Source organism: Limnohabitans sp. Rim8, assembly GCF_945869175.1.
Lineage (GTDB): Bacteria > Pseudomonadota > Gammaproteobacteria > Burkholderiales > Burkholderiaceae_C > Limnohabitans_A.
Map to the genome: position 1 here is coordinate 1 of NZ_CAMBNZ010000034.1, position 25,666 is coordinate 25,666.

A 25,666-nucleotide genomic window follows, 5' to 3' on the forward strand; every position below is an offset into this window, starting at 1 on the left:
TCGAGATGGAAGCCTTGACGGCCGTGCAAGTCGCCCTGCTCACCATCTACGACATGTGCAAAGCCGTGGACCGGGGCATGACCATGAACGGCGTGACCTTGCTGGAAAAGCATGGGGGTAAGTCGGGGAGCTTTGTGGCGGGGAAGTGAACGCCTAAGAATCAACGATGGACTCATCTTGAGTTTGAGGCCTTGTCGCATTTCTGTCCCAGTCAGGAGCAGAGATGGCATCGTTCAGACATTACGGCAATGGATGGCAGGGCCGCATTCGATGCCGAGGCTACCCAGACATTGATTCTTGGAAAAACGCATGAACCGTACGTGCAAGACCTTTTGGAAGTTGCACAGTTATACAAAGTGAAGGGACGTTTTGATGGAGCATCAGGTGCGATCAAGTCATGCCTAGCTGATGAAATTGGTGTGCCAGAGATGCTGATAGGGCAGTTGAATAATCAAGTCCGAAAGCTCCGCTCAGTTAGTGTATGTAATCAGTGTGTCGGAAACAGACATCCGGCAAACTCCGGGTAAAAATTTTTATATTTTCAAAGCTCAGTGTTATATTTAGAGTATCGCTTTCCCCAGGGTTTTGAGATGATTATTGGCAGCTTCATCTAAAATATAGTGATGATAATCAACGCTGTGCAAAAAACAAGTCGCCTTGAGTTTTAGTATCGTTAGTGCTGGCAGCAATCAGTTGCCTTTTTCCACTACTGGTAATATAGGAAATCGCAATCCCAGATGATTTATATCCAGGAATAAAGCAACCAGAGCCATTAACCAAAGAGAAGTCGAAAGCATTTTTACCAGAACTTCTTGGACTAAAAGACCCGCTGAAGTTGCATCCATTTGTTATGCCAGTCACTTGTCCATTGCTTAAAACTTGAACTGTTCCAGAATAGCCTGATAAAAAACTGCCAGTCCAGTTGCCGACAACTTCATTTATATTTGCATTTTTGTTGTAGTCGTATAGAGAAGCGCTAGGAGGAGTCATAGATATAGTTGTGTTTTGTGTAGTATTTCCAGATGTTGTTGTTACTGTTCCCGATATTTTTGTATTTGTAGTTACCGTTCCAGTGCCGTAACCAAGTACAGAGGTGGTTGCGGTGTACTCTCTAAAGAATGAGGAGTAACTATTGGCATTAACTGAGGCCGCACCATTGCTAAAACCGAAAACATAAAAGACATCACCAATTGTTTTCCCAACAATGGTCCAGAATTCATTGTTTTCAAGAACTAAAGAATTTAATTCGTAACCAGTAGATGTAGTGCCACTCCAGAGGCCTTCAGCACTTTGCGTGCTTGAGGCACCACCAACACTAACAATGTTGCCTACTGTTATAACAACATTATTATATGTCGATGTTCCAACTTTTACTGAAGGAATACTTAACTGATTGGTTATTGGGTCATAAGTATCAGTTGCCATCAGGCTGCTTGATAATAAAGTAATTCCTAAAAATACACATAGCGATTTGTAATGGAATTTTTTTCTTGAACGCATAATAGACTTTCTTGATATTTATAAGCTTTACAATACCTGTAATTTTAAGAGCAGTCAATGGTTATGATCCAGTAGTTGATGAAAAGATACGCTTGGCAACTTAGACCTCTCTAAAGCGGTTATAGACTCGGTTACGGCTACCAACCCTTTTGCAATCGTCAGAACACAACACAATGCAAAGGTGGTCGGACTAATCCATCTCCAATTAAGTTGGATGGGGGTAAGCTGAAGATGGTTTTGGCTTCTTTTTGAAGGCTTGACCCATGATGTCCGGACTACATACCAACACTACCCAGTTGTCCAACATTAGATGGAGATTCCTCAAATTTCAAATCGTTTGAGCGAATCGTGGTTCACCTTGTCTGAGGGGGCCCTATTTCAGAATTTGGTGGGGTGGGGTCGCAGCTGGTGAAATTTGACCCAGTATCGGCATTGAACGCGACCTCGACAAACTTAACGGATAACGTACGCTGACAGCAGGCAGGAAATCTTGTCCCAATTTTGTCCCACTAACCCGACAGAAAACAGGTCAAGACGCTCAGCCTGTGGAGGCTAAGTTGTTGATTTGTATTGCTCCTCCATTCGCCCTGCTCACCATTTACGACATGTGCAAAGCCGTGGACCGGGGCATGACCATGAACGGCGTGACCTTGCTGGAAAAGCATGGGGGCAAGTCGGGGAGCTTTGTGGCGGGGAAGTGAGCGCTCCGATGGGTCTTGTGTCAGAGCTTTCGCCCAGGCAGCGGCTCTGAAGGAAATGCGGCTTGCCAGCGGGCTGCATGCAGTTCAACCAAGTCCTGACGTCCGAGCCTGTGCGCACTCAAGATCAGCTGGCGCACCACCTTGGGTTCGGGTGAGTAGTGCAGCATCTCTTGGCTGGTGGCCAAGATCCACGCTGCGTTTTCTGGGGTGATGGGCGTGGTGGTCACTTCGGCAAAAGTCGCTGCACGCTTGAAAAACCAGCTGCTGCGGGCGGCGCCCATGGGGTCGTTACGCCACATCGGCCAGCGCTGGTCAGCGGGCATGTAAATTTGGCGTGCACGCACATAGTCAGCGCCCACCATGCAAACGGCCACCAACATCAAGCTGCCCACCCATTGCAAGCGGCGTGCTGTGCGAGCTTGGATCCCGGGTTGGGTATCCAGCAGCAACACCCCGCACAACAGCACTGCCATTTGAAATGGGCCGTACCAAAGCGGATACTCCAGCAGACTGTGCAAGCCGATCACGGCCAGCACCGACCAGGCCAACTGATGATTTGTGCTGTTGCTCATCCAAGGCCGCGCGCGTGCCAAGGCGGTCAGCAGCAACAGACCGCATGCGACAGCGACCGGGATGCCCAGCGCGAAAGCCACATGCAAGGGCAAGTTGTGGGCGTTGCCCAAAATATTGCAGAACCGTTGCTCGGGTCCACCGCCATAGGCCGTGATGTAGTGGGCGTATTTGAGCTCGTCCCAACCCCAGCCCCACCATGGCTTTTGCCCAATCAGGTGCAGCACATTCCCCCACAACACACGACGACTGCCACAACCTTCATCGACCCCCATGCGGGCCAACGCATCGGTGATGTCTTGTCCAGACAGCATGCTCAAGCCCCAAGGTAAGGCCCAGTTGCACAGCAAGTAAACGGCCAAGGCCCAAAGGCTTAAGCTTGTTGACAGCCGGTGGCATTGCCGCCGAGAGCGGTAGGCCCAGTACACGACCAAACTGCAAATGAGCAGCATGTGCAGCAAACCGGTGCGCGACGAGGTGGCGGCATGGCCTGTGGCCAAAAGGGCGAGCATCCACAAGGCGTGCCGGGTTGGGAGGCCATGGGCTTGCCACCACAGCACGGCCAAGACGCCGATGGCCAGCAAGGTGGCCAGTTGGTTGCGCTGGCGCAAGTTGGCGCCTGCATCACCCAATGCTGACGCATGCAGCCATGGGCTGAGGCCTTCGGCAGCCCCAAAGTATTGGATCAGCCCCATGGCGCTGCTCATCAGGGCGGCGATGGCCCAGGCTCTGGCCATGTCCAGTGGGGTGATGCGCAGGCCTACGATCAAAAGACCACCGATGCAGCCCCAACTGACGAGCAAGGGCACGGTGTTGGCTTGTGGCCCGGGTGACCAAGGCGCAACCCACGGCAGCACCAACAGCAGTCCCAAAAAAAGGGTCTGCAGAAAGCCGAATTTTCTCTGGCCGTTGCTGTGTGAGAGGGTGCTCAACACGCGGTCATCACCATGCAAAACGCCCTGGGTTGAGCAGGGCGTTGGGGGGTGCAAAAATCGTTCAAGACGCTTTGCATGAAGCGGGCAAGTACTTGACCGGCAAGCCATTGCTGCTGGCCGGGCCGCAGCGCCAACCCGAGATGGTTTTGCCCCCATCGGCGTTGCCGTTGACCGGGGTGTCACCCGTTTGCAGGGGCGTCAGGGCAATGGCATTGGCCGAAGCGCTGGTGCTGCCGCGCAGCGCCTCATGCTGGCCCACCACGGTGATCACCCCATTGCCATCGACCGCCACACTGGCCACGAACTTGCTGGTCTGGCTGTCGCAGACCTTGGGCAAGGCCGCAGACACATTGGCATCGGCAGAAGAGCTGATGGCCTCATTGACGGCCGTTTTACAAGCGTTCGCCGCCAACAGCATTTCAGACACTTTGGCCCGGATGGCGTAATCCTGATACGCCGGTAAAGCCAGTGCACCCAAAATGCCGATGACCGCGATCACGATCATCAACTCGATCAATGTCAAACCTTGCTGGTTTTTGGCCATGGTTTCCCTCCCTGGTGAATGGTGATCAATGGTAATAGATAGAACCAAAGTTCACCATGGCACCATCACGCAGAGGGCTCTTCGATCTTTCCTGTGCGCCGCGACTGGATGAACTTGCCCAATGCAAGGACCAGCACAGCACCCGCAATGCCCAAGCCATAACCCCATGCTTTGTCTTGGGGAATGTAGTTGACCAAACCTGGATCTGTTTGGATCATGGTGCCAGCGATCCAACCCAAGAGCATGCCGCCCACGGTGATGATCATCGGGAAGCGGTCCATCAGTTTCAGGACCAACTGGCTGCCCCAGACGATGATGGGGATGCTGACCAGCAGGCCGAAGATGACCAAAGGCATTTGGTGGTCGGCGTTGCCAGAAGTTTGGGCCGCACCCGCGATGGCAATCACGTTGTCCACGCTCATGACCAAGTCGGCAATGATGACGGTTTTGATGGCGCCCCAGAGCTTGTCGCTGCCCTGGATGTTGCTGTGGTCGTCTTCATCAGGGGTCAGCAGTTTCACGCCAATCCAAATGAGCAAGAGCGCGCCCACGAACTTGAGGAAAGGAATGGCCAGCAATGTCAGCGCAAAGAAAATCAGGATCACGCGCAAGACAATGGCGCCTGCAGTGCCCCACAAAATGCCTTTGGTGCGTTGATGATCGGGCAGTTGGCGGCATGCCAATGCAATCACCACAGCGTTGTCGCCACCCAGCAGGATGTCGATCATGATGATCTGGCCGACAGCGAACCAGAATTGAGGGGTCAGAAATTCTTCCACGGTGTTCCTTTGATCGCACTTTGAGACTTGGCGAAACTTGTGTTCAAAAAACGGAAAGCCGGATGGTCCTGCAGGACATCCGGCTTCGGTAGGGTGTCAAACCACAGCCGCCCGTCTGCGGCACAGAGTTTACTTCAGCTGAGCCTTGAGCAGTTTGCCCAGTTCAGACGGGTTGCGCGTGACGATGAAACCGCACTCTTCCATGATGGCGAGCTTGGCGTCGGCCGTGTCGGCGCCGCCCGAAATCAAGGCGCCTGCATGGCCCATGCGTTTGCCGGGAGGGGCCGTCACACCTGCGATGAAGCCCACGATGGGCTTTTTCATATTGGCCTTGCACCACTGAGCAGCTTCGGCTTCGTCCGGCCCGCCGATTTCACCGATCATGATGACGGCGTCGGTGTCCGGGTCGTCGTTGAAAGCCTTCATCACGTCAATGTGCTTCAAGCCATTGATCGGGTCGCCACCGATACCGACGGCGCTGGACTGGCCCAGACCCACTTCGGTCAGCATGGCCACGGCTTCATAGGTCAAAGTGCCCGAACGGGACACCACGCCGATGCGGCCTTTGCGGTGGATGTGACCGGGCATGATGCCGATCTTGATTTCATCAGGGGTGATGAGACCGGGGCAGTTGGGGCCGAGCAGCAAAGTGCGCTTGCCGCCTGCGGCTTCTTTGGCCTTCATTTTGTTGCGCACTTCGAGCATGTCACGCACGGGAATGCCTTCGGTGATGCAAATGGCCAAATCAAGGTCGGCTTCGACAGCTTCCCAAATGGCCGCGGCAGCGCCTGCTGGCGGCACGTAAATCACGGACACGGTCGCGCCTGTGTTGTGAGCCGCTTCTTTGACCGAGGCGTAGATGGGGATGTTGAAGATGGACTCGCCAGCCTTCTTGGGGTTCACGCCCGCGACGAAGCAGTTCTTGCCGTTCGCGTATTCCTGGCACTTTTCCGTGTGGAACTGACCGGTTTTTCCGGTGATGCCTTGGGTGATGACTTTGGTGTCTTTGTTGATGTAGATCGACATGGGTTTTCCTAATCAGTTGGGGACAAAGCTCAAGATCTGTCCCGCAAAGTTAATCAGTTGAGGACAGAGCTAAAGATCTGTCCCACAAAGACATTTACTTAACGGCGGCCACAATGGCGGTCGCGGCTTCGGCCATGGTGTCGGCCGAGATGATCGGCAAACCGGATTCGGCCAGCATTTTCTTGCCCAGCTCGTCGTTGGTGCCCTTCATGCGCACCACCAGTGGCACGGACAGGTTCACGGCCTTGCAAGCGGTGATCACGCCGCTGGCGATGGTGTCGCACTTCATGATGCCGCCGAAGATGTTGACCAAAATGCCTTTGACATTCTTGTTGCCCAACATGATTTTGAAAGCTTCAGTCACTTTTTCAGCGGTTGCGCCGCCGCCCACGTCCAAGAAGTTGGCAGGCTCGCCACCGAACAACTTGATGGTGTCCATGGTGGCCATGGCCAGGCCAGCACCGTTGACCAAGCAACCGATGTTGCCATCCAGGCTGATGTAGGCCAGATCAAATTTGGAAGCTTCCACTTCAGCCGGATCTTCTTCGTCCAAGTCGCGGTAGGCCACGATTTCCGGGTGACGGAACAAGGCGTTGGCGTCGAAGTTGAACTTCGCGTCCAAAGCCATCACGTTGCCCTTGCTGTCGCGGTTCAGGGGGTTGATTTCCACCAAAGAAGCGTCGGTCTCCATGTAGCACTGGTAAAGCTTTTTGAAGATGTCCACGGCTTGTGCGGTGGAGTCGGCAGGCATGCCGATGGCGTCGGCAATCTTCTTGGCTTGTTCGTCGCCCAATCCTGTCAAGGGGTCGATGAACTCGGTGATGATTTTTTCTGGGGTGCTGTGGGCCACCTCTTCGATGTCCATGCCGCCTTCGCTCGAAGCGATGAAAGCGATCTTTTGTGAGGCGCGGTCGGTGACCACGGACACGTAATATTCTTTGTGGATGTCAGCGCCGTCTTCGATGTACAGGCGTCGCACTTTTTGGCCTTCGGGGCCGGTTTGGTGGGTCTTGAGCTGCATGCCCAGAATCTCGCCAGAGATGCGTTTGGCATCGTCGATGGTTTTGGCCACTTTGACGCCGCCGCCTTTGCCACGGCCACCGGCGTGGATCTGGGCTTTGACCACCCAAACCGGACCGCCCAATTTTTGAGCGGCTTCAACCGCCTCTTGAACGGTGAATGCTGGGATGCCGCGTGGGACTGGCACACCGAATTGACGCAAGATTTCCTTGCCTTGGTACTCGTGAATCTTCATGAGGGCTCTCTCAGAGGGGTGGAAACTCGACCGGTCCGCCGCGGCGCCTGCTTCAGAAGGGCCCGCCAGCAGGCTCTGGACACTGCAGCCTTGGAATGTATCATGCTGCAATGCACCAATCCTGAGCCTTGCGTCTTACATTGGCATGACGCTGAAGACCAGATTTCTTGAGAAAGTCACCCCCATGGCCAAAATATTCATCGACGGCGAAGCAGGCACCACCGGTTTGCAGATTCGCGAGCGGCTGGCGCAGATGCCCCAGATCGAGGTGCTCAGCATCGATCCGGCCCGGCGCAAAGACCCTGAAGCCAAGCGCGAGCGCATGGCGGCAGCCGATTTGGTGGTGTTGTGCCTGCATGACGATGCCGCCCTCGAGTCCGTGGCCATGGTCGACAGCCTGTCTGGCCACAAGCCACGCATCGTCGACGCTTCCACCGCCCACCGCTGCCACCCCGACTGGGTGTTTGGCTTTCCCGAGTTGGCGGCCGATCAGGCGGCGGCCGTACGTCAGGCCCAGCGCGTGGCCAACCCGGGTTGCTACGCCACAGGGGCGATTGCCATCTTGCGGCCTTTGGTCGATGCCGGCTTGGTGCCGGTGGATTTCCCGCTTTGTTTGCCTTCAGTGAGCGGCTACTCCGGTGGAGGCCGCAGCATGATCGAAGACCACGAAGCGGGCCGAGCGCCGCTGTTTGAGGCCTATGCTCTGACCCTCAAGCACAAGCATATCCCTGAAATCATGCGCTACACCGGGCTGACCCGTCGCCCCTTGTTTGTGCCTGCGGTGGGGAATTTTCGCCAAGGCATGCTGGTTCAGTTGCCTTTGCACTTGGACACCTTGCCCGGCAAACCGACGGCGGCCGACTTGCACGACGCTTTGCATGCGCACTATGCAGCCAGCCAGTCGGCAGGGGGCTGGGTCAGCGTGCTGCCCGCGACGCAAGATGCCAAACTCGATGCCACTGCGCTCAACGACACCAACCAGCTTGAAATCAGGGTGTTTGCCAACGAAGAGGCCCGCCATGCGGTGGTGATCGCCCGCTTGGACAACTTGGGCAAAGGCGCCAGTGGTGCTGCGGTTCAAAACATCCAGTTGATGCTGGATTTGTAACAAGCACGTCGTCGGTTGGGACGTGCCGGTGAGCGTGAACCCATGCCGCTCACAGGTCGTCTTCTGCGCCCTGCACCACTTTGCGCACGACTTCGGCGTTGAACCCCCGAGTCAGCAAAAACCGGATTTGTTTGGCTCGCGCGTTCGCATCTTGGGCTGGGCGACCAAACTTTTTGCGCCAGACCCCCCATGCGCGGTCCAGCTCGGTTTCGCGCAAACCTTCTAAGGCCAAGGCCACCGCCTCGCCGGACAAGCCTTTGGCCGCCAGTTCTTGCTTGACGCGTGCTGCGCCCAGCTTGCCTGAGCGGCGGTGGACCACCGAGTCGATGGCGCGGCCATCGTTGATGAAGTCACGCGCTTGCAACTCGTCCAAGGCTTTGGCCAGTTCGCCGGGCACCTCTTCGTGTGGCGCCAGTTTGCGCTCCAGTTCCACGCGCGAATGCTCGCGCTGGCTCAAAAGCCGCAGGGCGCGGCCTTTGAGCGAGGGCTGAAAACCGGGTTTGTTCAAGCGCAGGCTCCGTCCGTGGCCTCTTATTCGCCTTTGGGTACGGCAATGGCCGACTCGAGCACGCGGATGCCCAGCGATTCACGCACTTTGTTTTCGATTTCACGCGCCAGCGCAGGGTTTTCGCGCAGGAATTCGCGGGCGTTGTCACGGCCTTGGCCGATTTTTTCGCCCTGGTAGGCGTACCAAGCCCCCGACTTGTCGACGATTTTGGCGGTGACGCCCATGTCAATCACTTCGCCTTCGCGGCTGATGCCTTCGCCAAACAGGATGTCGAACTCGGCCGTCTTGAAGGGCGGCGCGACTTTGTTTTTGACCACCTTGACTTTGGTCTCGTTGCCGATCGCGTCGTCACCTTTCTTGATGGTGCCGGTGCGACGGATATCGAGGCGCACAGAAGCGTAGAACTTGAGCGCGTTGCCACCGGTGGTGGTTTCTGGGCTGCCGAACATGACACCGATCTTCATGCGGATCTGGTTGATGAAGATGACGGTGCAGTTGGTTTTCTTGATGGTGGCGGTCAGCTTGCGCAGGGCTTGGCTCATCAGGCGGGCTTGCAGGCCGGGCAGGCTGTCGCCCATGTCGCCTTCGATTTCGGCCTTGGGCGTCAGGGCGGCCACTGAGTCGATGACGACCAGATCGACCGCGCCAGAGCGCACCAGGCTGTCCACGATTTCCAGGGCTTGTTCGCCGGTGTCGGGTTGGCTGACCAGCAGCTCTTGCAGGTTGACGCCCAGGTTTTGGGCGTACTGCACGTCCAGGGCGTGTTCGGCGTCCACAAAGGCGCAGGTGCCGCCCAAGCGCTGCATCTCGGAGATGACCTGCAAGGTCAGGGTGGTTTTGCCGGAAGATTCAGGGCCGTAGATCTCGATCACGCGGCCGCGGGGCAAACCGCCCACGCCCAGTGCAATGTCCAGGCCCAAAGAGCCGGTGGAGACCACCTGGATGTCGGCGATGACCTCGCCTTCGCCCAGGCGCATGATGGTGCCTTTGCCGAATTGTTTTTCAATCTGGGCCAGGGCGGCTTGCAGGGCTTTGGACTTTTCGCTGTTGTCGTCGCGCATGGGAATCTCCTTGAATATCAATGGGTTGGGGCACCGGGTTCAGCAGCGATGTGCTGTTTACTGGATGTTTGAACAGTACTGTAAACGGACTGTATAAAACTGTAAACACTATTTTTAGTCAGTTTACCTTACCATGTGAGACCATGACATTTTCCCTCAATCCCAACCTGGCCGCGACAGAAAACACCCCACCCGAAAGATTGGAGATGCACGACGACCGCTGGCGCCAAACGCATTTGGGCCGTTTGCTGGGCCACGCCATGCGCCGTTTTGACGAGCGCGTACTGCACCTGATGGCGGGCAACGAGGGTGTGCCGCTGGCCTTGGCCAACTTGGCTTCGCGTGACCAGATCAGCGCTGCGCATGTGCACATCACGCGACATTTGGGTTTGGGTGGCTCGCGTTTGACCGACTTGGCCCGCGCTGCTGGCATGAGCAAGCAGGCCATGGGCGATTTGGTGGACCAATGCTCGGCTTGGGGTTTGGTGCAACGCGAACCTGACCCTTTGGATGCACGGGCTCGGCGTGTGGTGTTCACGCCCGTGGGTTTGGCTTGGTTGCAAGCCTTCAAGGATGCGGTGGCCCAAGCCGAGGCCGAGTTCCGCGAAGCGGTCGGCAAAGACGTGGCCACGGTGGTCGCACTGGGTCTGGAGGCTTACGCCCATTGAGGCAAAGAACGTGACCATCGGCCGCAAGGCTTAAACCTGACACTAGAATCAACGAGGCGGGACTCAAACGCCCAAGCGGCAGCCACAACAAGAGGAGACAGACATGCGCATTCTGATAGCCGAAGACGACCAGGTACTTGCCGATGGTTTGTTGCGCACGCTGCGCAGCGCGGGCGCGGCGGTGGACCATGTGGCCAGTGGCAGCGAGGCCGATGCGGCCTTGATGACCAACAACGAATTCGATTTGCTGATTTTGGACTTGGGCTTGCCCAAAATGCACGGGCTGGAAGTGCTCAAGCGTTTGCGCTCCCGTGGGTCTGTTCTGCCGGTGCTGATACTCACCGCTGCCGACAGCGTGGAAGAACGCGTCAAAGGGCTGGACGACGGCGCCGACGACTACATGGCCAAGCCTTTTAGCCTGCAAGAGCTCGAAGCCCGTGTGCGTGCCCTCACCCGCCGAGGCATGGGCGGTGCCACATCGCAAATCAAACACGGCCCGCTCATTTACGACCAATCTGGCCGTGTGGCCACCATCGACGGCAAGATGGTCGAGTTGTCGGCCCGCGAGTTGGGGCTGCTGGAGGTGCTGCTGCAACGCGCAGGCCGTCTGGTGAGTAAAGACCAACTGGTCGAGCGGCTGTGCGAATGGGGCGAAGAGGTCAGCAACAACGCCATCGAGGTGTACATCCACCGCTTGCGCAAAAAGATCGAAAAAGGCCCGATCCGCATCGCCACGGTGCGCGGCTTGGGTTATTGCCTCGAAAAGATCCCAGGCTGATCGCTTGGTGATCTGACCGCTCCACCGCACCAGACAGGGCATCACGGTCATGAAGTCTCGCGGCTGGAATGTGCGTCTTTTCAAGCGTGAACAACGCTCCTTGTTCGGGGAAATCCTCGACTGGATGCTCACGCCGCTGCTCTTGCTGTGGCCGATCAGCTTGGCGCTGACCTGGTTGGTGGCGCAAGGCCTGGCCAACAAACCCTTTGACCGCGCTTTGGTCTACAACGTGCAGGCCTTGGCCCAGCAGGTCAAGCTCGGCCCCGACAAACGCGTGCAGTTCAACTTGCCCCAGCCTGCCAGCGAGTTGCTGCGAGCGGACGAGACCGATTTGGTCTATTACCAAGTGCTCGGTGCGGCCAAAGAGCATTTGAGTGGTGAGCGTGATTTGCCCATGCCGCCCGGGGAACAAGACAAGGGCCGCAGTTACGAGGTGCACATCCGCGACGATGAAATGCGCGGTCTGGAAGTGCGTGTGGCCTACACCTGGATTCAGCTCGATGCCGAAGGCAAGCACCCGGCTTTGGTGCAAGTGGCCGAAACCCGCGAAAAGCGCTCGGTATTGGCCGCAGAGATCATCAAGGGCGTGATGCTGCCCCAGTTCGCCTTGTTGCCGTTGGCCGTTCTTTTGGTTTGGTTGGCGCTGGTGCGCGGCATCAAGCCCTTGTCACAGCTGGAAGAGCGTATCCGTGCACGCAAACCAGACGACCTGAGCCCATTGGATGACAAAGCCGTGCCCATGGAGGTGGCTCCTTTGGTGGTGTCGGTGAACGACCTGCTGGAACGGTTGAAAGACTCCATCGTCACGCAAAAACGCTTCTTGGCCGATGCGGCGCACCAGCTCAAAACCCCGCTGGCCGGTTTGCGCATGCAGGCCGATTTGGCGCAGCGTTCGGGCTCCAGTGAAGAGGACTTGAAGAAATCACTTCAGCAGATCGGCCGCGCCAGCGTGCAGGCCACCCACACCGTCAACCAGTTGTTGTCACTGGCCCGCGCAGAAGGTGGCGGTGTGCAACAGTCGCAGCAAAGTTGCGACATGGTGACGCTGGCCCGAGATGTCTTGCAAGACTGCTTGCCGGGTGCCATGGACAAAGGCCTGGACCTGGGCTACGAGGGGGTGTTTGTGGGCACGCCGGGCGCACAGGTGATGGGCAACCCCGTCTTGCTCAAGGAAATGTTGCGCAACCTGGTTGAAAACGCCGCCCATTACACGCCCAGCACACCCGAGCGCCAAGGCGTGGTCACGTTAAGGGTGTTGGTGGACCCCTACAGCAAAGCCTTGGTCATGCAGGTCGAGGACAACGGTCCCGGCATTCCGGTGGCCGAGCGAGACTTGGTGTTCCAGCCCTTTTACCGGATGCTGGGCACCAATGTGGACGGCTCGGGGTTGGGCCTGCCCATCGTCAAGGAAATCGCGCAGCAGCATGGGGCCACCATCACCGTGGAGGCATCACACCCTGGGCACAACCCGCCGGGCGCTTGTTTTACGCTGCGCTTCAGTCCTATGGCTTGAACCCGTTCAAGCGGGTTGGCCCATGTTGAGCTGCAAGCGTTCGCGCTCGATCACCCGAGCGACGGCAGGCTCTGCCGCCACTTTTTGCACAAAAGCCCACAGCGCAGGGTGCTCTTGGGCGGTGATGCCGGCGATCGTGCCCCAGCGGGTGAGGGTCAGGCTGTAAGCATCGAGCGGGCCGAAGCGGTCACCGCTGAGCCAAGCTTGGCCTTGGTTCGCAGCGGCTTGCACCAGTGCTTGCAATTCACCCAACATGCCCCGAAACAATTGGATGTTGTAAGGCTTGAGCGCCGCTTGCACTTCGGGCAGGTCCGAGAACTTTTGCGGCATGAAGATGTGGGTGAACGTCGGGTGCACGGTGTTGTTCATCCAAGCCAAAGTCGACAAGGCTTGGGCGCGTGCCAGCGGCTCGGTGGGCAGGAAACCCATTTCAGGGAACACCTGGTCCAGGTGCAGGGCGATGGCCAGAATTTGGGTGATCGGTTGGCCGTTGTTCACCAACACGGGCACTTGGCCGCGCGGGTTGATGGCTTGGTACTCGGCGCTGTTTTGCTCGCCTTTGTGCAACTTGACCATGCTCGGCTCAAACGCGGCGCCGCTCATTTCCAGCAGCACATGGGGCACAAAAGAGCAGGCACCGGGGGCGAAATAAAGTTTCAGGCTCATGGCAATCTCCGTTTTCAGTGGGTTTTCAAGGGGTTTCAGCGGCCAGACGTTTCGCGGTGGCTTCAGGGCTTTCAATGGTCAGGGCTTCGGGGCGAATCTGTTGTCCCAGCCGCTCGGGCTCGCGTGCGGTGTGGGGGCCAAAGCCCCAGCGTGCAAAAGCGTCCCACTGCCAAGCCAGTGTGGCGGCATTCAAAAGCAACAACACGGCGATCAGAAAACGGGTCATGGGCGGGGGTCCTGCACAGAAAAGGGGCGCACGCTGATTTCGGCGCTGTGGATCTCTTGCAGACCCGCAGCGGTTTGCAAACGCAGGGCACCTGAGGGGCCGACGCCGAGCGCCTCACCCACTTGGCCATCGCTGGTATACACCCGGCGGCCCTTGAGCACGTCGCGCGATGCAAACCGGTCTTGCAGGGGCGCAAAGCCATCGTGCTCGAACGTGCGCAGCGTCTGGATCAGCGGGAAAGCCACGCGTGCCAGGCAAGCGGTGGCCGTCAAGTCGGGCAGCAATTCGGTCAGGGCCGCCGGCGCGGTGTTGAGGCCGTCGGCTACGCGGGGTCGGATGTTCAGGCCCACACCCACCACCACTTGGCTGCGCCCGGCCATGCTGGCCGCTTCCACCAAAATGCCGCCCAGCTTGCGGTCCTCGAGCCACAGGTCGTTGGGCCATTTCAGGCGCACCCCCGGGTGCAGGCTTTCCGCCAAACTCAGGCCCACGGCCAGGGACAGGCCGGACCAGTCTCGGGGTGCCATGGACAGGCTGATGGAAAAGGTGAGTGAGCCGCCAGGCTGGCTTTCCCAGACACGTCCCATACGCCCGCGCCCAGCAGTTTGGCGCTCGGCCACCAACAAGGTGGCTTCGTACTGACCTGCGCGTGCCCTGCGCATCAGTTCGCTGTTGCTCGAATCGATTTCGGGCAGCACCTCGACCGTGAAGTCGGGCAACAAGGGATACACCTGCTCCCAAATTGCTTCAGAGGGCCAAGGGGTGATCATCCGAGGGGCAGTGGCAGCAGGCCAAAAGGGGTCAGCGCTTTTTGGCCGATTTCTGGGACTTTTTCGCCTTGGCGGGCTTGGCGGGCTTGGCCACTTTGGCGTCTTTCACAGGCTTTTTGGCCTTGGCTTTTTTCTGCTTGGGGATCTTGGGCTTGTCTTTGCGCTCTTTGGGCGAGAGCAGCGTGCCACGGCAGTTCTTGGCGCCGCACCAGCAGGGGTATTCGGCCTTGAGCTTCTTGGTGTAGGGCTCGTCAATGATCAGGCCGTAGTCGTAGTTCAGCTCTTCACCCGCAACGATGTTGCGGATCGCCTTGATGAAGATGCGGTCATTGTCTTCATCGGCTTCGCAGTTGGGGTTGCAGCTGTGGTTGATCCAGCGCGAGGAGTTACCGCCAAACAGCGCGTCAATGACCCGGTCTTCGTTCACATGGAAGTAGAAGGTGTGGTTCGGGTCATTCGGGTCATGGGGGTGGCGCTCTTGTGCCTCGTCCCAACTGATGACTTCGCCCACGTACTCGATCAGGGTCTCACCTTCGGCAATGTCTTGCAGCGCGAAGACGCCTTTGCCGTGCACACCAGAGCGGCGCACCTGGATGCGTTTGCCTGAGGCACTCGGGGTGGAGCGGCTGGGGGAGGAAACGGGGGTTTTGGGCACGGCGTGAAAAATTTGTTATGGTGAATTCATGTGGGCGTGCGCGTGAGCGCGTGCCCGGGCGCGTGCGCACACGCGAGACAACGGATTGTAATGACATGAAGACATTGGTAATTGCAGAGAAGCCTTCGGTGGCTCAAGACATCGTCAAAGCCTTGACCCCGACCTCGGGCAAGTTCGAAAAACACGACGACCACTTTGAGAACGACACCTACGTCGTGACCAGCGCTGTGGGGCACTTGGTGGAGATCCAGGCGCCTGAGCAGTACGACGTGAAGCGTGGCAAATGGAGCTTTGCCAACTTGCCCGTGATCCCGCCCCACTTTGACTTGAAGCCGGTGGACAAAACCAAGAGCCGCCTGTCTGCTGTGGTCAAACAAGCCAAACGCAAGGACGTGAACGCCCTCATCAACGCCTGTGACGCGGGGCGTGAGGGGGAATTGATTTTCCGTTTGATCGAGCAGTACGCTGGGGGCGCTAAAACGCTGGACAAGCCCGTGCAGCGCCTGTGGCTGCAGTCCATGACGCCCCAAGCGATCCGCGACGGTTTTGACAACCTGCGCAGCAACCAGCAGATGCAGGGCTTGGCCGACGCCGCCCGCAGCCGCTCGGAGGCCGACTGGCTGGTGGGCATCAACGGCACACGGGCCATGACCGCGTTCAACTCGCGCGATGGCGGTTTCTTTTTGACCACCGTGGGTCGGGTGCAAACCCCCACGCTGGCCGTGGTGGTCGAACGCGAAGAGCAGATCCGCAAGTTTGTCAGCCGTGACTATTGGGAAATCCACGCCGAGTTCGCCGCTGCTGCTGGCACCTACCCCGGCAAGTGGTTCGACCCCAAGTGGAAAAAAGAAGAAGACGCCGAAAAGAAAGCCGACCGGAAATGGACGGCTGCTGAGGCGCAAGCCATTGTCGATGCTGTTCGCGGCAAGACCGCCAGCGTGACCGAAGAGGCCACCCCCACCTCGCAAGCGAGCCCCGGTTTGTTTGACCTGACCAGTTTGCAGCGCGAAGCCAACGGCAAGTTCGGCTTTTCGGCCAAGACCACGCTGGCGCTGGCGCAAAGCCTGTACGAGCGCCACAAAGCCCTGACCTACCCGCGGACCGATTCGCGCCACTTGCCCGAAGACTATGTGCCGGTGGCCAAACAAACGTTGGAGATGCTGGCCGACTCCGGCATGAAGCACTTGGCCCCGCACGCGCTCACGGCGCTGAACAACAGCTACGTGCGCAAGATCCCGCGCGTGTTCGACAATAAAAAAGTGTCGGACCACTTCGCCATCATCCCCACGTTGCAAGCGCCCAGCGGCCTCTCTGAGGCCGAGCAAAAGCTGTATGACCTGGTGGTGCGTCGCTTCATGGCCGTGTTCTTTCCCAGCGCCGAATACCAGGTGACTACCCGCATCAGCGTGGCGGCAGGTCATAGTTTCAAGACCGTGGGCAAGGTGCTGGTCAAGCCGGGGTGGCTCGCCATTTATGGCAAAGAAGCCGCGGCCGAAGTGGAAGACGCCAAAGACGGTGACAAAGGCCAAAACTTGGTGCCGGTGCAAGTGGGCGAACAGGTGGGTGTGGAGTCGGTCGACGCCAAGGGCCTCAAAACCCGACCACCGGCGCGCTATTCAGAAGCCACTTTACTGGGCGCCATGGAAGGCGCGGGCAAGATGGTTGACGACGACGAGCTGCGCGAAGCCATGCAGGAAAAAGGCCTGGGCACGCCGGCCACCCGCGCCGCCATCATCGAAGGCCTGATCAACGAAAAATACATGTTGCGCGAGGGCCGCGAGATGATCCCGACGGCCAAGGCCTTCCAGCTCATGACGCTGCTGCGCGGCCTGCAGGTGGAAGAACTGTCCAAGCCCGAACTGACGGGTGAATGGGAATACAAGCTCGCGCAAATGGAGCAAGGCAAGTTGAGCCGCGCCACGTTCATGGCCGAGATCGCGGCCATGACCGAGCACATCGTCAAGAAAGCCAAAGAGTACGACCGCGACACCGTACCCGGCGACTACGCCACATTGGCAGCACCCTGCCCCAACTGTGGGGGCGTGGTCAAAGAAAACTACCGCAGGTACACCTGCAACGGGGCTGACGGCGCCAGCGACGGTTGCGGCTTCTCGTTTGGCAAATCGCCAGCGGGAAGGACTTTTGAACAAGCCGAAGTCGAGCAATTCATGCGCGACAAGAAAATTGGCCCATTGGACGGCTTCCGCTCCAAAGCGGGCTGGCCTTTTGTGGCGGAGATGGCGCTCAAGTACAACGAAGAAGAGAAAAACTGGAAGTTGGAATTCGATTTCGGTGACGACAAGAAGAAAGAGGACAGTGGCGAGATCGTCGAATTCACCGACGAATCGCTGGGCGTGTGCCCCAAGTGCGGCAGCCCGGTGCACGAGCACGGCAGCAACTACGTGTGCAGCAAAGCCGTGCCCACCCACGCGCAGGCCACGCCCAGCTGTGACTTCAAGAGCGGCAAGATCATCTTGCAGCAATCGGTCGAACGGGATCAGGTGGCCAAATTGCTGGCGACCGGCAAGACCGATGTGCTCGACAAGTTCATCAGCAACCGCACGCGCCGCAGCTTCAAGGCCATGTTGGCCTGGAACCCCGAAGAGGGCAAGGTGACGTTTGAGTTTGAGCAGCGTGAAGGGGGCAAGAAATACCCACCCCGCAAGACGGCAGCCAAAAAGACGCCTTTTGGCAAAGTGGCGGTGAAGAAAGCGGCGGCCAAAACACCCGCTGCCAAAAAAGCCGCCAAAACCGCCGCACCCAAAGCGCCGCGCAAAGCCGCTGTGGGTACTTTGAAACCCAGCGCCTCACTGGCCGCGGTGATCGGCGACGGCACCTACGCACGCACTGAAGTGGTCAAGAAGATCTGGGACTACATCAAGGCCCACAACCTGCAGGACCCGGCAGACAAGCGCTCCATCCGGGCCGATGGCAAACTCCAAGCCGTGTTTGGCAAGGACAGCGCCACCATGTTCGAGTTGGCCGGGATCATCGGCAAGCACTTGAGCTGAGCCTGCCCACGCAGTCTCTCACGGGCCCCACAGCACCAGCTTGGCGGGCAAGGCGGCGAGCTGCGGTTGCAGGACGGCCCAAACTTCAGCGGCTGTGGCACGGGCGTCCACCGCCACCGGCCCATCGCCCACGGCTTGCACGTGAGGCCGGTGCGCAGCGGGCATCTGAACGGACGCGAACCCCTGGTCGATCAGATGCTGGACCACCGCCGCTGTGGCCAGGGTGCGTAACTCGGGTTTGTAAATCTTGCCGACGTTGGTCACCGGCATGCGTGTCAGCACCGTGATGGATTTGGGGCGTGCCGGGGCCTCGTCCACACGTGCGGCGGTGAAGGCCAGCAGTTCGGCTTCGCTCACCACGCTGCCGGGTTTGAGCGTGGCAAAGGCCACCGGCAGTTCGCCCGCGTAGGCGTCGGGCGCCCCCACGGCGGCGCACAACTCCACGGCGGGGTGCGCACCCAAGGCGTCCTCGATCACCTTGGGGTCGATGTTGTGCCCCCCACGGATGATCAAATCCTTGGCGCGGCCCGACAGGTGCAAGCGGCCTTGTTTGTCCAAAAAACCCACATCGCCCGTGATGAGCCAGCCGTCTGGCGTGAAACTGCGGGCGGTCTCGAGCGCATCCAGATAGCCTGAAAAAAGATTCGGCCCTTTGTAGAGCACCATGCCTTTTTCGCCAGCAGGCAGGTCTTGTCCGGTGGCCTGGTCGTCGCTGTTCAAGGCCACAATGCGTACCCGCGCGTGCGGCAAAGGCCAACCCACGCAACCCGCAGGGGCGCTCAGGCCCGGTGGGGCGACGGTGCTCAAGCCAGCGGTCTCGGTCATGCCCAGGCTTTCGTTGATCTGCAAACCGAAGGTGTGCTCAAAGCGTTGCGCCAGCTCGGGTGGCAAAGGCGCAGCGCCTGTGCGCACGGCGCGCAGACGAGACACGTCAGCGCCATCCAGCGGCACACCCGCCAAGGCGGCCAAAACCGTGGGCACGCCCGACATCAGTGTGCAGCCGTGGTGCTCCACCAAGCGCCAGTAGTTGTGCACCACGTCGCGGTTGCGAAACAGGCTGGGCGTGGGAATGAGCACGTGCATGCCCACCGCCAAAGAACACAGTGCGCCGGGCAGCACCCCGGCCACATGGAACAGCGGGTAGCCATTGATCGTCACATCGCTCGGTTGAAAGCCTTGCATGGTGGCGTTGGCCCAAGCGGTGAAGACCTGCGCACCATGGCTGTGCCGCGCCAGTTTGGGCGCCCCGGTGGTGCCCCCGGTGTGGAAGTAGGCCGCGATGTCGCGCGGCTGGAAAACCCGCCCGCTCAGCAGCCGGTCGTTGACCTGTTGAAGGCGCAAACCATGGAAGTCTTGGGCAGCTGCAGGCAGCCCTGGCGGCAACAGTTGCCCATCCGGGTGGACCAGCAGCACGCTTTTCAAGTGGGGCAATTGGGCTTGCAGACGCAGCGCTTTGTCACGCATCTGGCTGTCATCGTCCAGGCCATGCGCGATCAGCACCTTGGCCTGGCTGGCCCGCAGCAGCGACAGCAATTTTTCTTCGCTCAGCAAAGGGTTGAGTGGCTGCACAATGCCCGCGGCTTCGCCCCCCCAAAGGGCCAGGTGGTAAGCCAGTCCGCCGGGCAGCAAGATGGCCACGGCGTCTTGCGGGCCTGTGCCCAAGCCGTGCAGCAAATTGGCCGTTTGGTGGATGCCTTGCAGCAAGTCACGGTAAGTCCACGTGGTGGACGGTCCGCCGGGCAGGCCAGTGCTCAAGAAGGTGAGCGCGGGCCGTTCGGCGTGGAACTCGGCACTGGCGCGAATCAGCGCGTAGGTGCTGGACCAGGGCATGGCCTGGCTCAAAGGCGTGGACTCGATGCGCTGGAGGTCGGCGCGGGATTGAACGGGAGATGAAGCGGTCAGGTGCATGCGCGATGTTAGCCAGCGCACCGCCCCTGCTTTGTCACGCAGGTGGCTTGACGCCGTTCTGTCCTGCGCTGGGGTGACTTCAAACCTTGTTCGCCACCACCCGCGCCATCTCCACGCATTTGTTCGAGTAGCCCCACTCGTTGTCGTACCAAGCCATGACCTTGACGAAGGTGCTGTCCAAAGCCATGCCGGCTTCGGCGTCGAACACGCTGGTGCACACCTCGCCCCTGAAATCGGTGGACACCACTTTGGCTCCGGTGTAACCCAGCACGCCCTTGAGCGCGCCTTCGCTTTGCGCTTTCATTTCGGCGCAAATCTCGGCATAGGTCGCCGGGCTGCTGAGCTCGGCCGTCAAATCCACCAGCGACACATCGCTGGTGGGCACGCGCACCGCCACGCCGGTGAGTCGGCCCTTGATCTCGGGAATCACCACGCCCACGGCCTTGGCCGCGCCGGTGCTGCTGGGGATGATGTTTTCCAGAATGCCGCGACCGCCTCGCCAATCCTTGTTGCTCGGGCCGTCCACGGTTTTCTGGGTGGCGGTGGTGGCATGCACGGTGGTCATGAGGCCCCGCTTGATACCCCATTTGTCGTTCAGCACTTTGGTGATGGGCGCCAGCGCATTGGTGGTGCAACTGGCGTTGCTGATGATGGCTTGGCCAGCATAGGTGCCGTGGTTCACGCCGAACACAAACATCGGTGTGTCGTCTTTGGAAGGCGCTGACATGACCACCTTCTTGGCCCCTGCGGCCAAGTGTTTGCCCGCACTGTCTTTGTCCAGGAACAGGCCCGTGGCCTCGATCACCACGTCGGCACCGACCTCGTTCCACTTCAGGTTGGCCGGGTCGCGTTCTTGTGTCAGGCGGATGCGCTGGCCGTTCACGATCAAGGTCGAGCCTTCCACCGCCAGCGTGCCCTTGAAGCGCCCGTGCACGCTGTCGTATTCCAGCATGTAGGCCAGGTATTCAGGCTCCAGCAAGTCGTTGATGCCAACGATCTCGACGTCCTGGAAGTTTTGCACCGCAGCGCGCAACACCATGCGGCCAATGCGGCCAAAACCATTGATACCGATCTTGGTGCTCATGTTTGACTCTTTCAGGGGGGTGGGGGTTGACACAGCATTTGTCTGTATGCCCATGTAACCATGTTAAGACATTTATTGTAATTTTGTTACATTTCGCGTTTCGCGAAAGGGTTTGTTCTGGTTTTGTAACTGTTCAGGCCTGCGTGTGCAGGCCCACAGACTGTCGCTGCCCGGCTGCCCTGCAAGGGGCAGGCGGTTTTTTTGTGGGGTCACAGCAACTTTGATGTCACGGGCATCACGCGGCACAATGCAGGGCATATTCGGGCCTGCGAAGCACGTCAGCGTGTCACCAGCCCCTGGTTGTTAACTGAACCCAAGACCTCAAGGAGAAGCCTCATGCTCAACCGCCGCAGAACCCTTGTGACCCTGGCCCTTTCATTGGCCGCAACTGGTGGGGTCGCCGCGCAGGACCAATACCCCAGCAAGCCCGTCACGGTCATCGTGCCCCAGGCGGCAGGTGGTGCCAACGATGCGATTGCCCGTGTGATCGCCCTGAAGTTGACCGAGCAGCTCGGCCAGTCGTTCATCGTCGAAAACCGCACGGGCGCTGGCGGCAATGTGGGGACGGTGGCTGCTGCCCGTGCCAAAGCGGATGGCTACACCCTGATGGTCACAGCGGACAGTTCGATGGTCATCAACCCTGCGCTCTACAAGAGCACGGGTTTTGACCCGCTCAAGGACTTCGAGCCTGTGGGCACGGTCGCCACGGCCGGCTATGTGTTGGTGGCCAACCCGGCGTTTCCAGCCAAAAACACCGCCGAGCTGATTGCCTTGGCCAAACAGCAGCCGGGCAAGATCAACATCGGCTCGGCAGGCAATGGCACGCTCAACCATTTGATTGGCGAAATGCTGGGCAAAGCCACAGGGATTGACTTGGTGCATGTGCCCTACAAGGGCGCGGCTGCCGCAGTGACCGACTTGGTGGCGGGGCAGGTGCAGGTGTCCGTTCAGAGCCTGCCGTCGTCGATTGCCTTCATTCGCTCGGGCAAAGTCAAAGTGTTGGGCGTGGTCAACCCCAATCGTTTGCCCGCTCTGCCCGATTCGCCCACCATCGCAGAGACGGTCAAGGGCTTTGGCTCCACCCCTTGGTATGGCGTGTTTGCGCCCGCAGGAACACCGAAACACATTGTGACGCAGCTCAATGCCGCCATCGCCAAGGCGCTCGATTCCAAAGATGCGCAGGAGCGCTTGGCGGGCGTGGGCTGTGAGCCCTACAAGTCCACGCCTGAGCAGTTTGCGCAGCTGGTGCGCGACGATCTGCCGCGTTGGGCCAAGATTGTCAAGGACTCTGGCGCGACCATCGACTGAGGACAAGTCGCATGAACATGCCACAACTGACGCCAGGTGCACTCAAAGGCTTGCGCGTGGTCGAAATGGGCCAGCTCATTGCCGGGCCTTTTGCCGCCAAGACCTTGGGCGACTTTGGCGCCGATGTCATCAAAATCGAGCCCCCTGGCGCGGGCGATCCGCTGCGCAATTGGCGCATGCTCCAAGACGGTACGTCGGTCTGGTGGCAAGTGCAGTCGCGCAACAAACGCTCGATCGCCTTGGACCTGCGCAGCGCCGAGGGCCAGGACATTGCCCGCCAATTGATTGCTCAAGCCGATGTGCTGATCGAGAACTTCCGCCCTGGCACGATGGAAGGCTGGGGCATGGACTACGAGACCTTGGCGAAAACCAACCCCGGCTTGGTGATGCTGCGCATCTCGGGTTACGGTCAGACCGGTCCCTACCGCGATTTGCCGGGCTTTGGCGTCATTGGCGAAGCCATGGGGGGACTGCGCCACTTGACGGGCGAGGCCGATCGCATTCCCGTGCGTTGCGGCATTTCAATAGGGGACACCTTGGCGGCTCTGCACGGCATCATTGGGGTGCTGATGGCGCTGTATCACCGCAAGGTCAATGGCGGTCAGGGTCAGGTGATCGATGTGGCGCTCAACGAGGCGGTTCTGAACGTGATGGAAAGCCTGATCCCTGAATACAGCGCCTTTGGGGCCGTTCGTGAGCCTGCGGGCTCCGCTTTGCCGGGCATTGCCCCGTCCAACGCTTACCGCTGCGCCGATGGTGTGGTCTTGATTGCCGGCAACGGGGACAGCATTTTCAAGCGCCTGATGCAGGTCATTGCGCGTGAGGACTTGGGCCAAGACCCGGCGCTGGCCAACAACGCTGGCCGTGTCGCCCGCGTTCAGGAGCTGGACGCGGCCATCGAAGCCTGGACGCAGACCCGCCATGTGGCCGATGTGTTGCTCGCTTTGGGCGAGGCCAGCGTGCCGGCCGGTCGGGTTTACACCGCGAAAGACATTGTGGAAGACCCCCACTACCGCGCCCGCGACATGATCCTCAAGCAGAAAACCCGCGACGGCCATGAGATCGACGTGCCGGGCATCGTGCCCAAATTGATGGGCACACCCGGTCAGGTGCGCAGTCCAGCCCCCAAGCTGGGCGATGACACCAATGCGGTCCTGGCCGAACTGGGCATGGGCCTGGAGGCGATTGCCCAATTGCGACACAAAAAGGTGGTGGCATGAACACAAACAAGCCGGTTTGGCAAGGCGCAGGTCGCCGCATCCACATGCAAGAAGTGGGTACCCGCGATGGGCTTCAGGCCGAAGCGGCTTTTGTGCCCACCGAGGACAAAATCGCCCTGGTCAACGCCTTGTCTGAGGTCGGCCTGGCCAAGATCGAGGTGACTTCCTTTGTGTCGCCCAAGGCCATTCCGGCATTGCGCGATGCCGAGCAGGTCCTGCGCGAAATTCGCCGCCAACCCGGTATCGTCTACACCGCGCTGGTGCCCAACGTGCGGGGGGCCGAGCGTGCGGTCGAGTCCAAAGCCGATGAGCTGAACCTGGTCATGTCGGCCAGCGAGAGCCACAATGTGTCCAACCTGCGCATGACGCGTGAGCGCTCCTATGCCGGGTTGAGCGAGGTGGTCCGGGCCGTTCAGGGCACGGGGGTGGCCATCAACGTCTCGCTGTCGTGCGCCATGGGCTGCCCAATGGAAGGCGATGTGCCGATGCCCGTGGTGTTGGATTGGTGCCACCGTTATGTGGAAGAGCTGGGTGCGGGTGGCGTGACGCTGTGCGACACCACCGGCATGGCTTACCCCACGCAGGTGGCTGAGCTGACCCGGCTTTTCCGGGAGCGCTGGCCCCACACCGAGCTGACCTTGCATTTCCACAACACCCGTGGCATGGGCTTGGCCAATGTCTTGGCGGCCATCGATGCCGGGGCCGACCGCTTTGACGCTTCTTTGGGCGGCATTGGGGGCTGCCCTTATGCGCCGGGTGCCTCGGGCAACGTCTGCACCGAAGAGGTCGTCCACGCGCTGGCCTTGATGGGTTATGACACCGGGGTGGACTTGCCCCGGCTCATGGCGGCGGCCCGCCAATTGCCGGGTTTGATCGGTCATGAGGTGCCCAGCCAAATCCTCAAAGCCGGTCGGCGACTGGATCTGCATCCACGTCCGGTGGTTGGGGATGAGATCGCCCTGCGTTCGGCCTCCCGTTAGCCAGATTGCCCGTGGCCTCTTGGGTGACAGGGGGCAGTGCTGGCTGGGGACACAATCCGGTCATCCCAATGGAAGGAATGCGGCATGGCCGGTGCGTTGAATGGACTGCGGATCCTGGACTTGACCAGCGTGCTGATGGGGCCTTTTGCCACGCAGCTGATGGCCGACTTGGGCGCCGATGTGGTCAAGATCGAGCCGCCTGTGGGCGATCCGGTGCGGGGCATTGGCCCCATGCGCCACGCCGGCATGGGCGCGATTTTCTTGCACGTCAACCGCAACAAGCGCAGTGTGGTGCTGGACCTCAAAAAACCCGAGGGCTTGAACGCCTTTTTCGAGTTGGTGAAAACCGCCGACGTGGTGGTTTACAACATCCGGCCGCAGGCGATGCGGCGCTTGGGCATTGACCATGAACGCCTAAAAACCATCAACCCGCGCATCATTTACGCCGGCCTTTATGGCTACAGCGAAAAAGGCCCTTATGCGGGCAAACCTGCTTACGACGATTTGATCCAGGGTGCTGCGGCTGTGCCCAGCTTGGTTGGTTTGGCCAGTGGGGGTGAGCCGCGGTATGTGCCGCTCACGCTGGCGGACCGCACGGTGGGCCTGATGGCATCCAACACCATTTTGGCGGCGGTGATTGCCCGCTACCAGACGGGTGTGGGGCAAGCAGTCGAAGTGCCGATGTTTGAGACCATGGCGCAATACGTCTTGGGCGAGCACATGGCCGGAGCCACCTTCGAACCGACCTTGGGCCCGACCGGCTACCCGCGCTTGCTGGTGCAAGAGCGCCGCCCCTACCCCACCCGTGACGGCCATGTGTGTGTGCTGATTTACACCGACCGGCAATGGGAGACGTTTTTGACATTGATCGGGCAAGGCGAGTTGTTTCGCC

Annotated in this window: 25 protein-coding genes; 11 read left to right on the plus strand and 14 right to left on the minus strand. The window is 59.5% G+C overall.

From position 1 onward, the window contains the following. Positions 1 to 149: cyclic pyranopterin monophosphate synthase MoaC (locus tag Q0O19_RS06965; RefSeq protein WP_295521306.1), on the plus strand; the 149-nt coding region annotated here is incomplete at its 5' end. Positions 150 to 630: 481 nt separating this feature from the next. On the opposite strand, the gene Q0O19_RS06970 is transcribed toward Q0O19_RS06965, so the two are convergent. Next, positions 631 to 1,500 (minus strand): hypothetical protein, encoded by an 870-nt coding sequence (locus tag Q0O19_RS06970; RefSeq protein WP_295521285.1) that lies wholly within the window; start codon positions 1,498 to 1,500, stop codon positions 631 to 633. A 545-nt stretch (positions 1,501 to 2,045) separates the two neighbouring features. Between Q0O19_RS06970 and Q0O19_RS06975 the strand changes: the two genes are divergently transcribed. Next, positions 2,046 to 2,201: a cyclic pyranopterin monophosphate synthase MoaC gene (locus Q0O19_RS06975; RefSeq protein WP_366939042.1), complete on the plus strand. Its 156-nt coding sequence runs from the start codon at positions 2,046 to 2,048 to the stop codon at positions 2,199 to 2,201. A 20-nt stretch (positions 2,202 to 2,221) separates the two neighbouring features. On the opposite strand, the gene Q0O19_RS06980 is transcribed toward Q0O19_RS06975, so the two are convergent. The 5 genes from Q0O19_RS06980 to sucC form a co-directional block, all read right to left on the minus strand. Continuing rightward, positions 2,222 to 3,643, minus strand: coding sequence for an O-antigen ligase family protein (locus Q0O19_RS06980; RefSeq protein WP_295521286.1), 1,422 nt, complete (start codon positions 3,641 to 3,643; stop codon positions 2,222 to 2,224). A gap of 124 nt (positions 3,644 to 3,767) precedes the next feature. Then, positions 3,768 to 4,250 carry a pilin gene (locus Q0O19_RS06985; RefSeq protein WP_295521287.1) on the minus strand — a complete coding sequence of 161 codons (483 nt, stop codon included), beginning with the start codon at positions 4,248 to 4,250 and terminating at the stop codon, positions 3,768 to 3,770. A gap of 65 nt (positions 4,251 to 4,315) precedes the next feature. Then, positions 4,316 to 5,029, minus strand: a complete 714-nt coding sequence (locus Q0O19_RS06990; protein ID WP_295521288.1) for a TerC family protein — start codon at positions 5,027 to 5,029, stop codon at positions 4,316 to 4,318. Between the two features lie 129 nt (positions 5,030 to 5,158). Next, positions 5,159 to 6,055 carry a succinate--CoA ligase subunit alpha gene (sucD, locus tag Q0O19_RS06995; RefSeq protein ID WP_295521289.1) on the minus strand — a complete coding sequence of 299 codons (897 nt, stop codon included), beginning with the start codon at positions 6,053 to 6,055 and terminating at the stop codon, positions 5,159 to 5,161. Positions 6,056 to 6,149: 94 nt separating this feature from the next. Further along, on the minus strand, positions 6,150 to 7,310 hold the full coding sequence (gene sucC, locus Q0O19_RS07000; protein WP_295521290.1) for an ADP-forming succinate--CoA ligase subunit beta: 1,161 nt from the start codon (positions 7,308 to 7,310) through the stop codon (positions 6,150 to 6,152). 145 nt (positions 7,311 to 7,455) lie between these two features. Between sucC and argC the strand changes: the two genes are divergently transcribed. Further along, positions 7,456 to 8,418 (plus strand): N-acetyl-gamma-glutamyl-phosphate reductase, encoded by a 963-nt coding sequence (argC, locus tag Q0O19_RS07005; protein WP_295521291.1) that lies wholly within the window; start codon positions 7,456 to 7,458, stop codon positions 8,416 to 8,418. 49 nt (positions 8,419 to 8,467) lie between these two features. On the opposite strand, the gene recX is transcribed toward argC, so the two are convergent. Both recX and recA read right to left on the minus strand, forming a co-directional pair. Continuing rightward, positions 8,468 to 8,926, minus strand: a complete 459-nt coding sequence (gene recX / locus Q0O19_RS07010) for a recombination regulator RecX (RefSeq protein ID WP_295521292.1) — start codon at positions 8,924 to 8,926, stop codon at positions 8,468 to 8,470. A 23-nt stretch (positions 8,927 to 8,949) separates the two neighbouring features. Continuing rightward, positions 8,950 to 9,987 carry a recombinase RecA gene (recA, locus tag Q0O19_RS07015; protein ID WP_295521293.1) on the minus strand — a complete coding sequence of 346 codons (1,038 nt, stop codon included), beginning with the start codon at positions 9,985 to 9,987 and terminating at the stop codon, positions 8,950 to 8,952. A gap of 206 nt (positions 9,988 to 10,193) precedes the next feature. Here recA and Q0O19_RS07020 point away from each other — a divergent pair, with 206 nt between their 5' ends. The 3 genes from Q0O19_RS07020 to Q0O19_RS07030 all read left to right on the plus strand — a co-directional run bounded on the left by Q0O19_RS07020 (position 10,194) and on the right by Q0O19_RS07030 (position 12,946). Beyond that, entirely contained in the window at positions 10,194 to 10,655 is a 462-nt protein-coding gene (locus Q0O19_RS07020) for a MarR family winged helix-turn-helix transcriptional regulator (RefSeq protein WP_295521307.1), read from the plus strand. A gap of 103 nt (positions 10,656 to 10,758) precedes the next feature. Beyond that, positions 10,759 to 11,433 carry a response regulator transcription factor gene (locus tag Q0O19_RS07025; RefSeq protein ID WP_295521294.1) on the plus strand — a complete coding sequence of 225 codons (675 nt, stop codon included), beginning with the start codon at positions 10,759 to 10,761 and terminating at the stop codon, positions 11,431 to 11,433. Positions 11,434 to 11,482: 49 nt separating this feature from the next. Then, a complete protein-coding gene (locus tag Q0O19_RS07030; RefSeq protein ID WP_295521295.1) occupies positions 11,483 to 12,946 on the plus strand; it encodes a sensor histidine kinase in 1,464 nt (487 codons plus the stop codon). 6 nt (positions 12,947 to 12,952) lie between these two features. Here Q0O19_RS07030 and Q0O19_RS07035 read toward each other — a convergent pair whose 3' ends face one another. Genes Q0O19_RS07035 through Q0O19_RS07050 form a run of 4 tightly spaced genes read right to left on the minus strand, consistent with a single transcriptional unit; the run spans position 12,953 to position 15,263 of the window. Then, entirely contained in the window at positions 12,953 to 13,612 is a 660-nt protein-coding gene (locus Q0O19_RS07035) for a glutathione S-transferase family protein (protein ID WP_295521296.1), read from the minus strand. 25 nt (positions 13,613 to 13,637) lie between these two features. Then, on the minus strand, positions 13,638 to 13,838 hold the full coding sequence (locus tag Q0O19_RS07040) for a hypothetical protein (protein WP_295521297.1): 201 nt from the start codon (positions 13,836 to 13,838) through the stop codon (positions 13,638 to 13,640). Next, positions 13,835 to 14,608: a biotin--[acetyl-CoA-carboxylase] ligase gene (locus Q0O19_RS07045; RefSeq protein WP_295521298.1), complete on the minus strand. Its 774-nt coding sequence runs from the start codon at positions 14,606 to 14,608 to the stop codon at positions 13,835 to 13,837. The genes Q0O19_RS07040 and Q0O19_RS07045 overlap by 4 nt, the downstream gene beginning before the upstream one ends. 31 nt (positions 14,609 to 14,639) lie before the next feature. Next, positions 14,640 to 15,263, minus strand: coding sequence for an SET domain-containing protein-lysine N-methyltransferase (locus tag Q0O19_RS07050; RefSeq protein ID WP_295521299.1), 624 nt, complete (start codon positions 15,261 to 15,263; stop codon positions 14,640 to 14,642). 95 nt (positions 15,264 to 15,358) lie between these two features. Here Q0O19_RS07050 and Q0O19_RS07055 point away from each other — a divergent pair, with 95 nt between their 5' ends. Further along, entirely contained in the window at positions 15,359 to 18,274 is a 2,916-nt protein-coding gene (locus tag Q0O19_RS07055; protein ID WP_295521300.1) for a DNA topoisomerase III, read from the plus strand. Between the two features lie 18 nt (positions 18,275 to 18,292). On the opposite strand, the gene Q0O19_RS07060 is transcribed toward Q0O19_RS07055, so the two are convergent. Further along, the gene (locus Q0O19_RS07060; RefSeq protein ID WP_295521301.1) at positions 18,293 to 20,182 is read right to left on the minus strand and encodes an AMP-binding protein; all 1,890 of its coding nucleotides are present in this window, start codon (positions 20,180 to 20,182) and stop codon (positions 18,293 to 18,295) included. Positions 20,183 to 20,261: 79 nt separating this feature from the next. Continuing rightward, positions 20,262 to 21,266 carry a type I glyceraldehyde-3-phosphate dehydrogenase gene (gene gap, locus Q0O19_RS07065; protein WP_295521302.1) on the minus strand — a complete coding sequence of 335 codons (1,005 nt, stop codon included), beginning with the start codon at positions 21,264 to 21,266 and terminating at the stop codon, positions 20,262 to 20,264. Positions 21,267 to 21,602: 336 nt separating this feature from the next. On the opposite strand from gap, the gene Q0O19_RS07070 reads away from it, so the two are divergent. The 4 genes from Q0O19_RS07070 to Q0O19_RS07085 all read left to right on the plus strand — a co-directional run. Further along, positions 21,603 to 22,574 carry a tripartite tricarboxylate transporter substrate binding protein gene (locus Q0O19_RS07070; RefSeq protein ID WP_295521303.1) on the plus strand — a complete coding sequence of 324 codons (972 nt, stop codon included), beginning with the start codon at positions 21,603 to 21,605 and terminating at the stop codon, positions 22,572 to 22,574. Positions 22,575 to 22,591: 17 nt separating this feature from the next. Then, complete coding sequence (locus tag Q0O19_RS07075; protein WP_295521308.1) at positions 22,592 to 23,794, plus strand: CoA transferase; 1,203 nt, start codon at positions 22,592 to 22,594, stop codon at positions 23,792 to 23,794. Continuing rightward, positions 23,791 to 24,774: a hydroxymethylglutaryl-CoA lyase gene (locus Q0O19_RS07080; protein ID WP_295521304.1), complete on the plus strand. Its 984-nt coding sequence runs from the start codon at positions 23,791 to 23,793 to the stop codon at positions 24,772 to 24,774. The genes Q0O19_RS07075 and Q0O19_RS07080 overlap by 4 nt, the downstream gene beginning before the upstream one ends. Before the next feature lie 84 nt (positions 24,775 to 24,858). After that, positions 24,859 to 25,666: CoA transferase (locus Q0O19_RS07085; protein ID WP_295521305.1), on the plus strand; the 808-nt coding region annotated here is incomplete at its 3' end.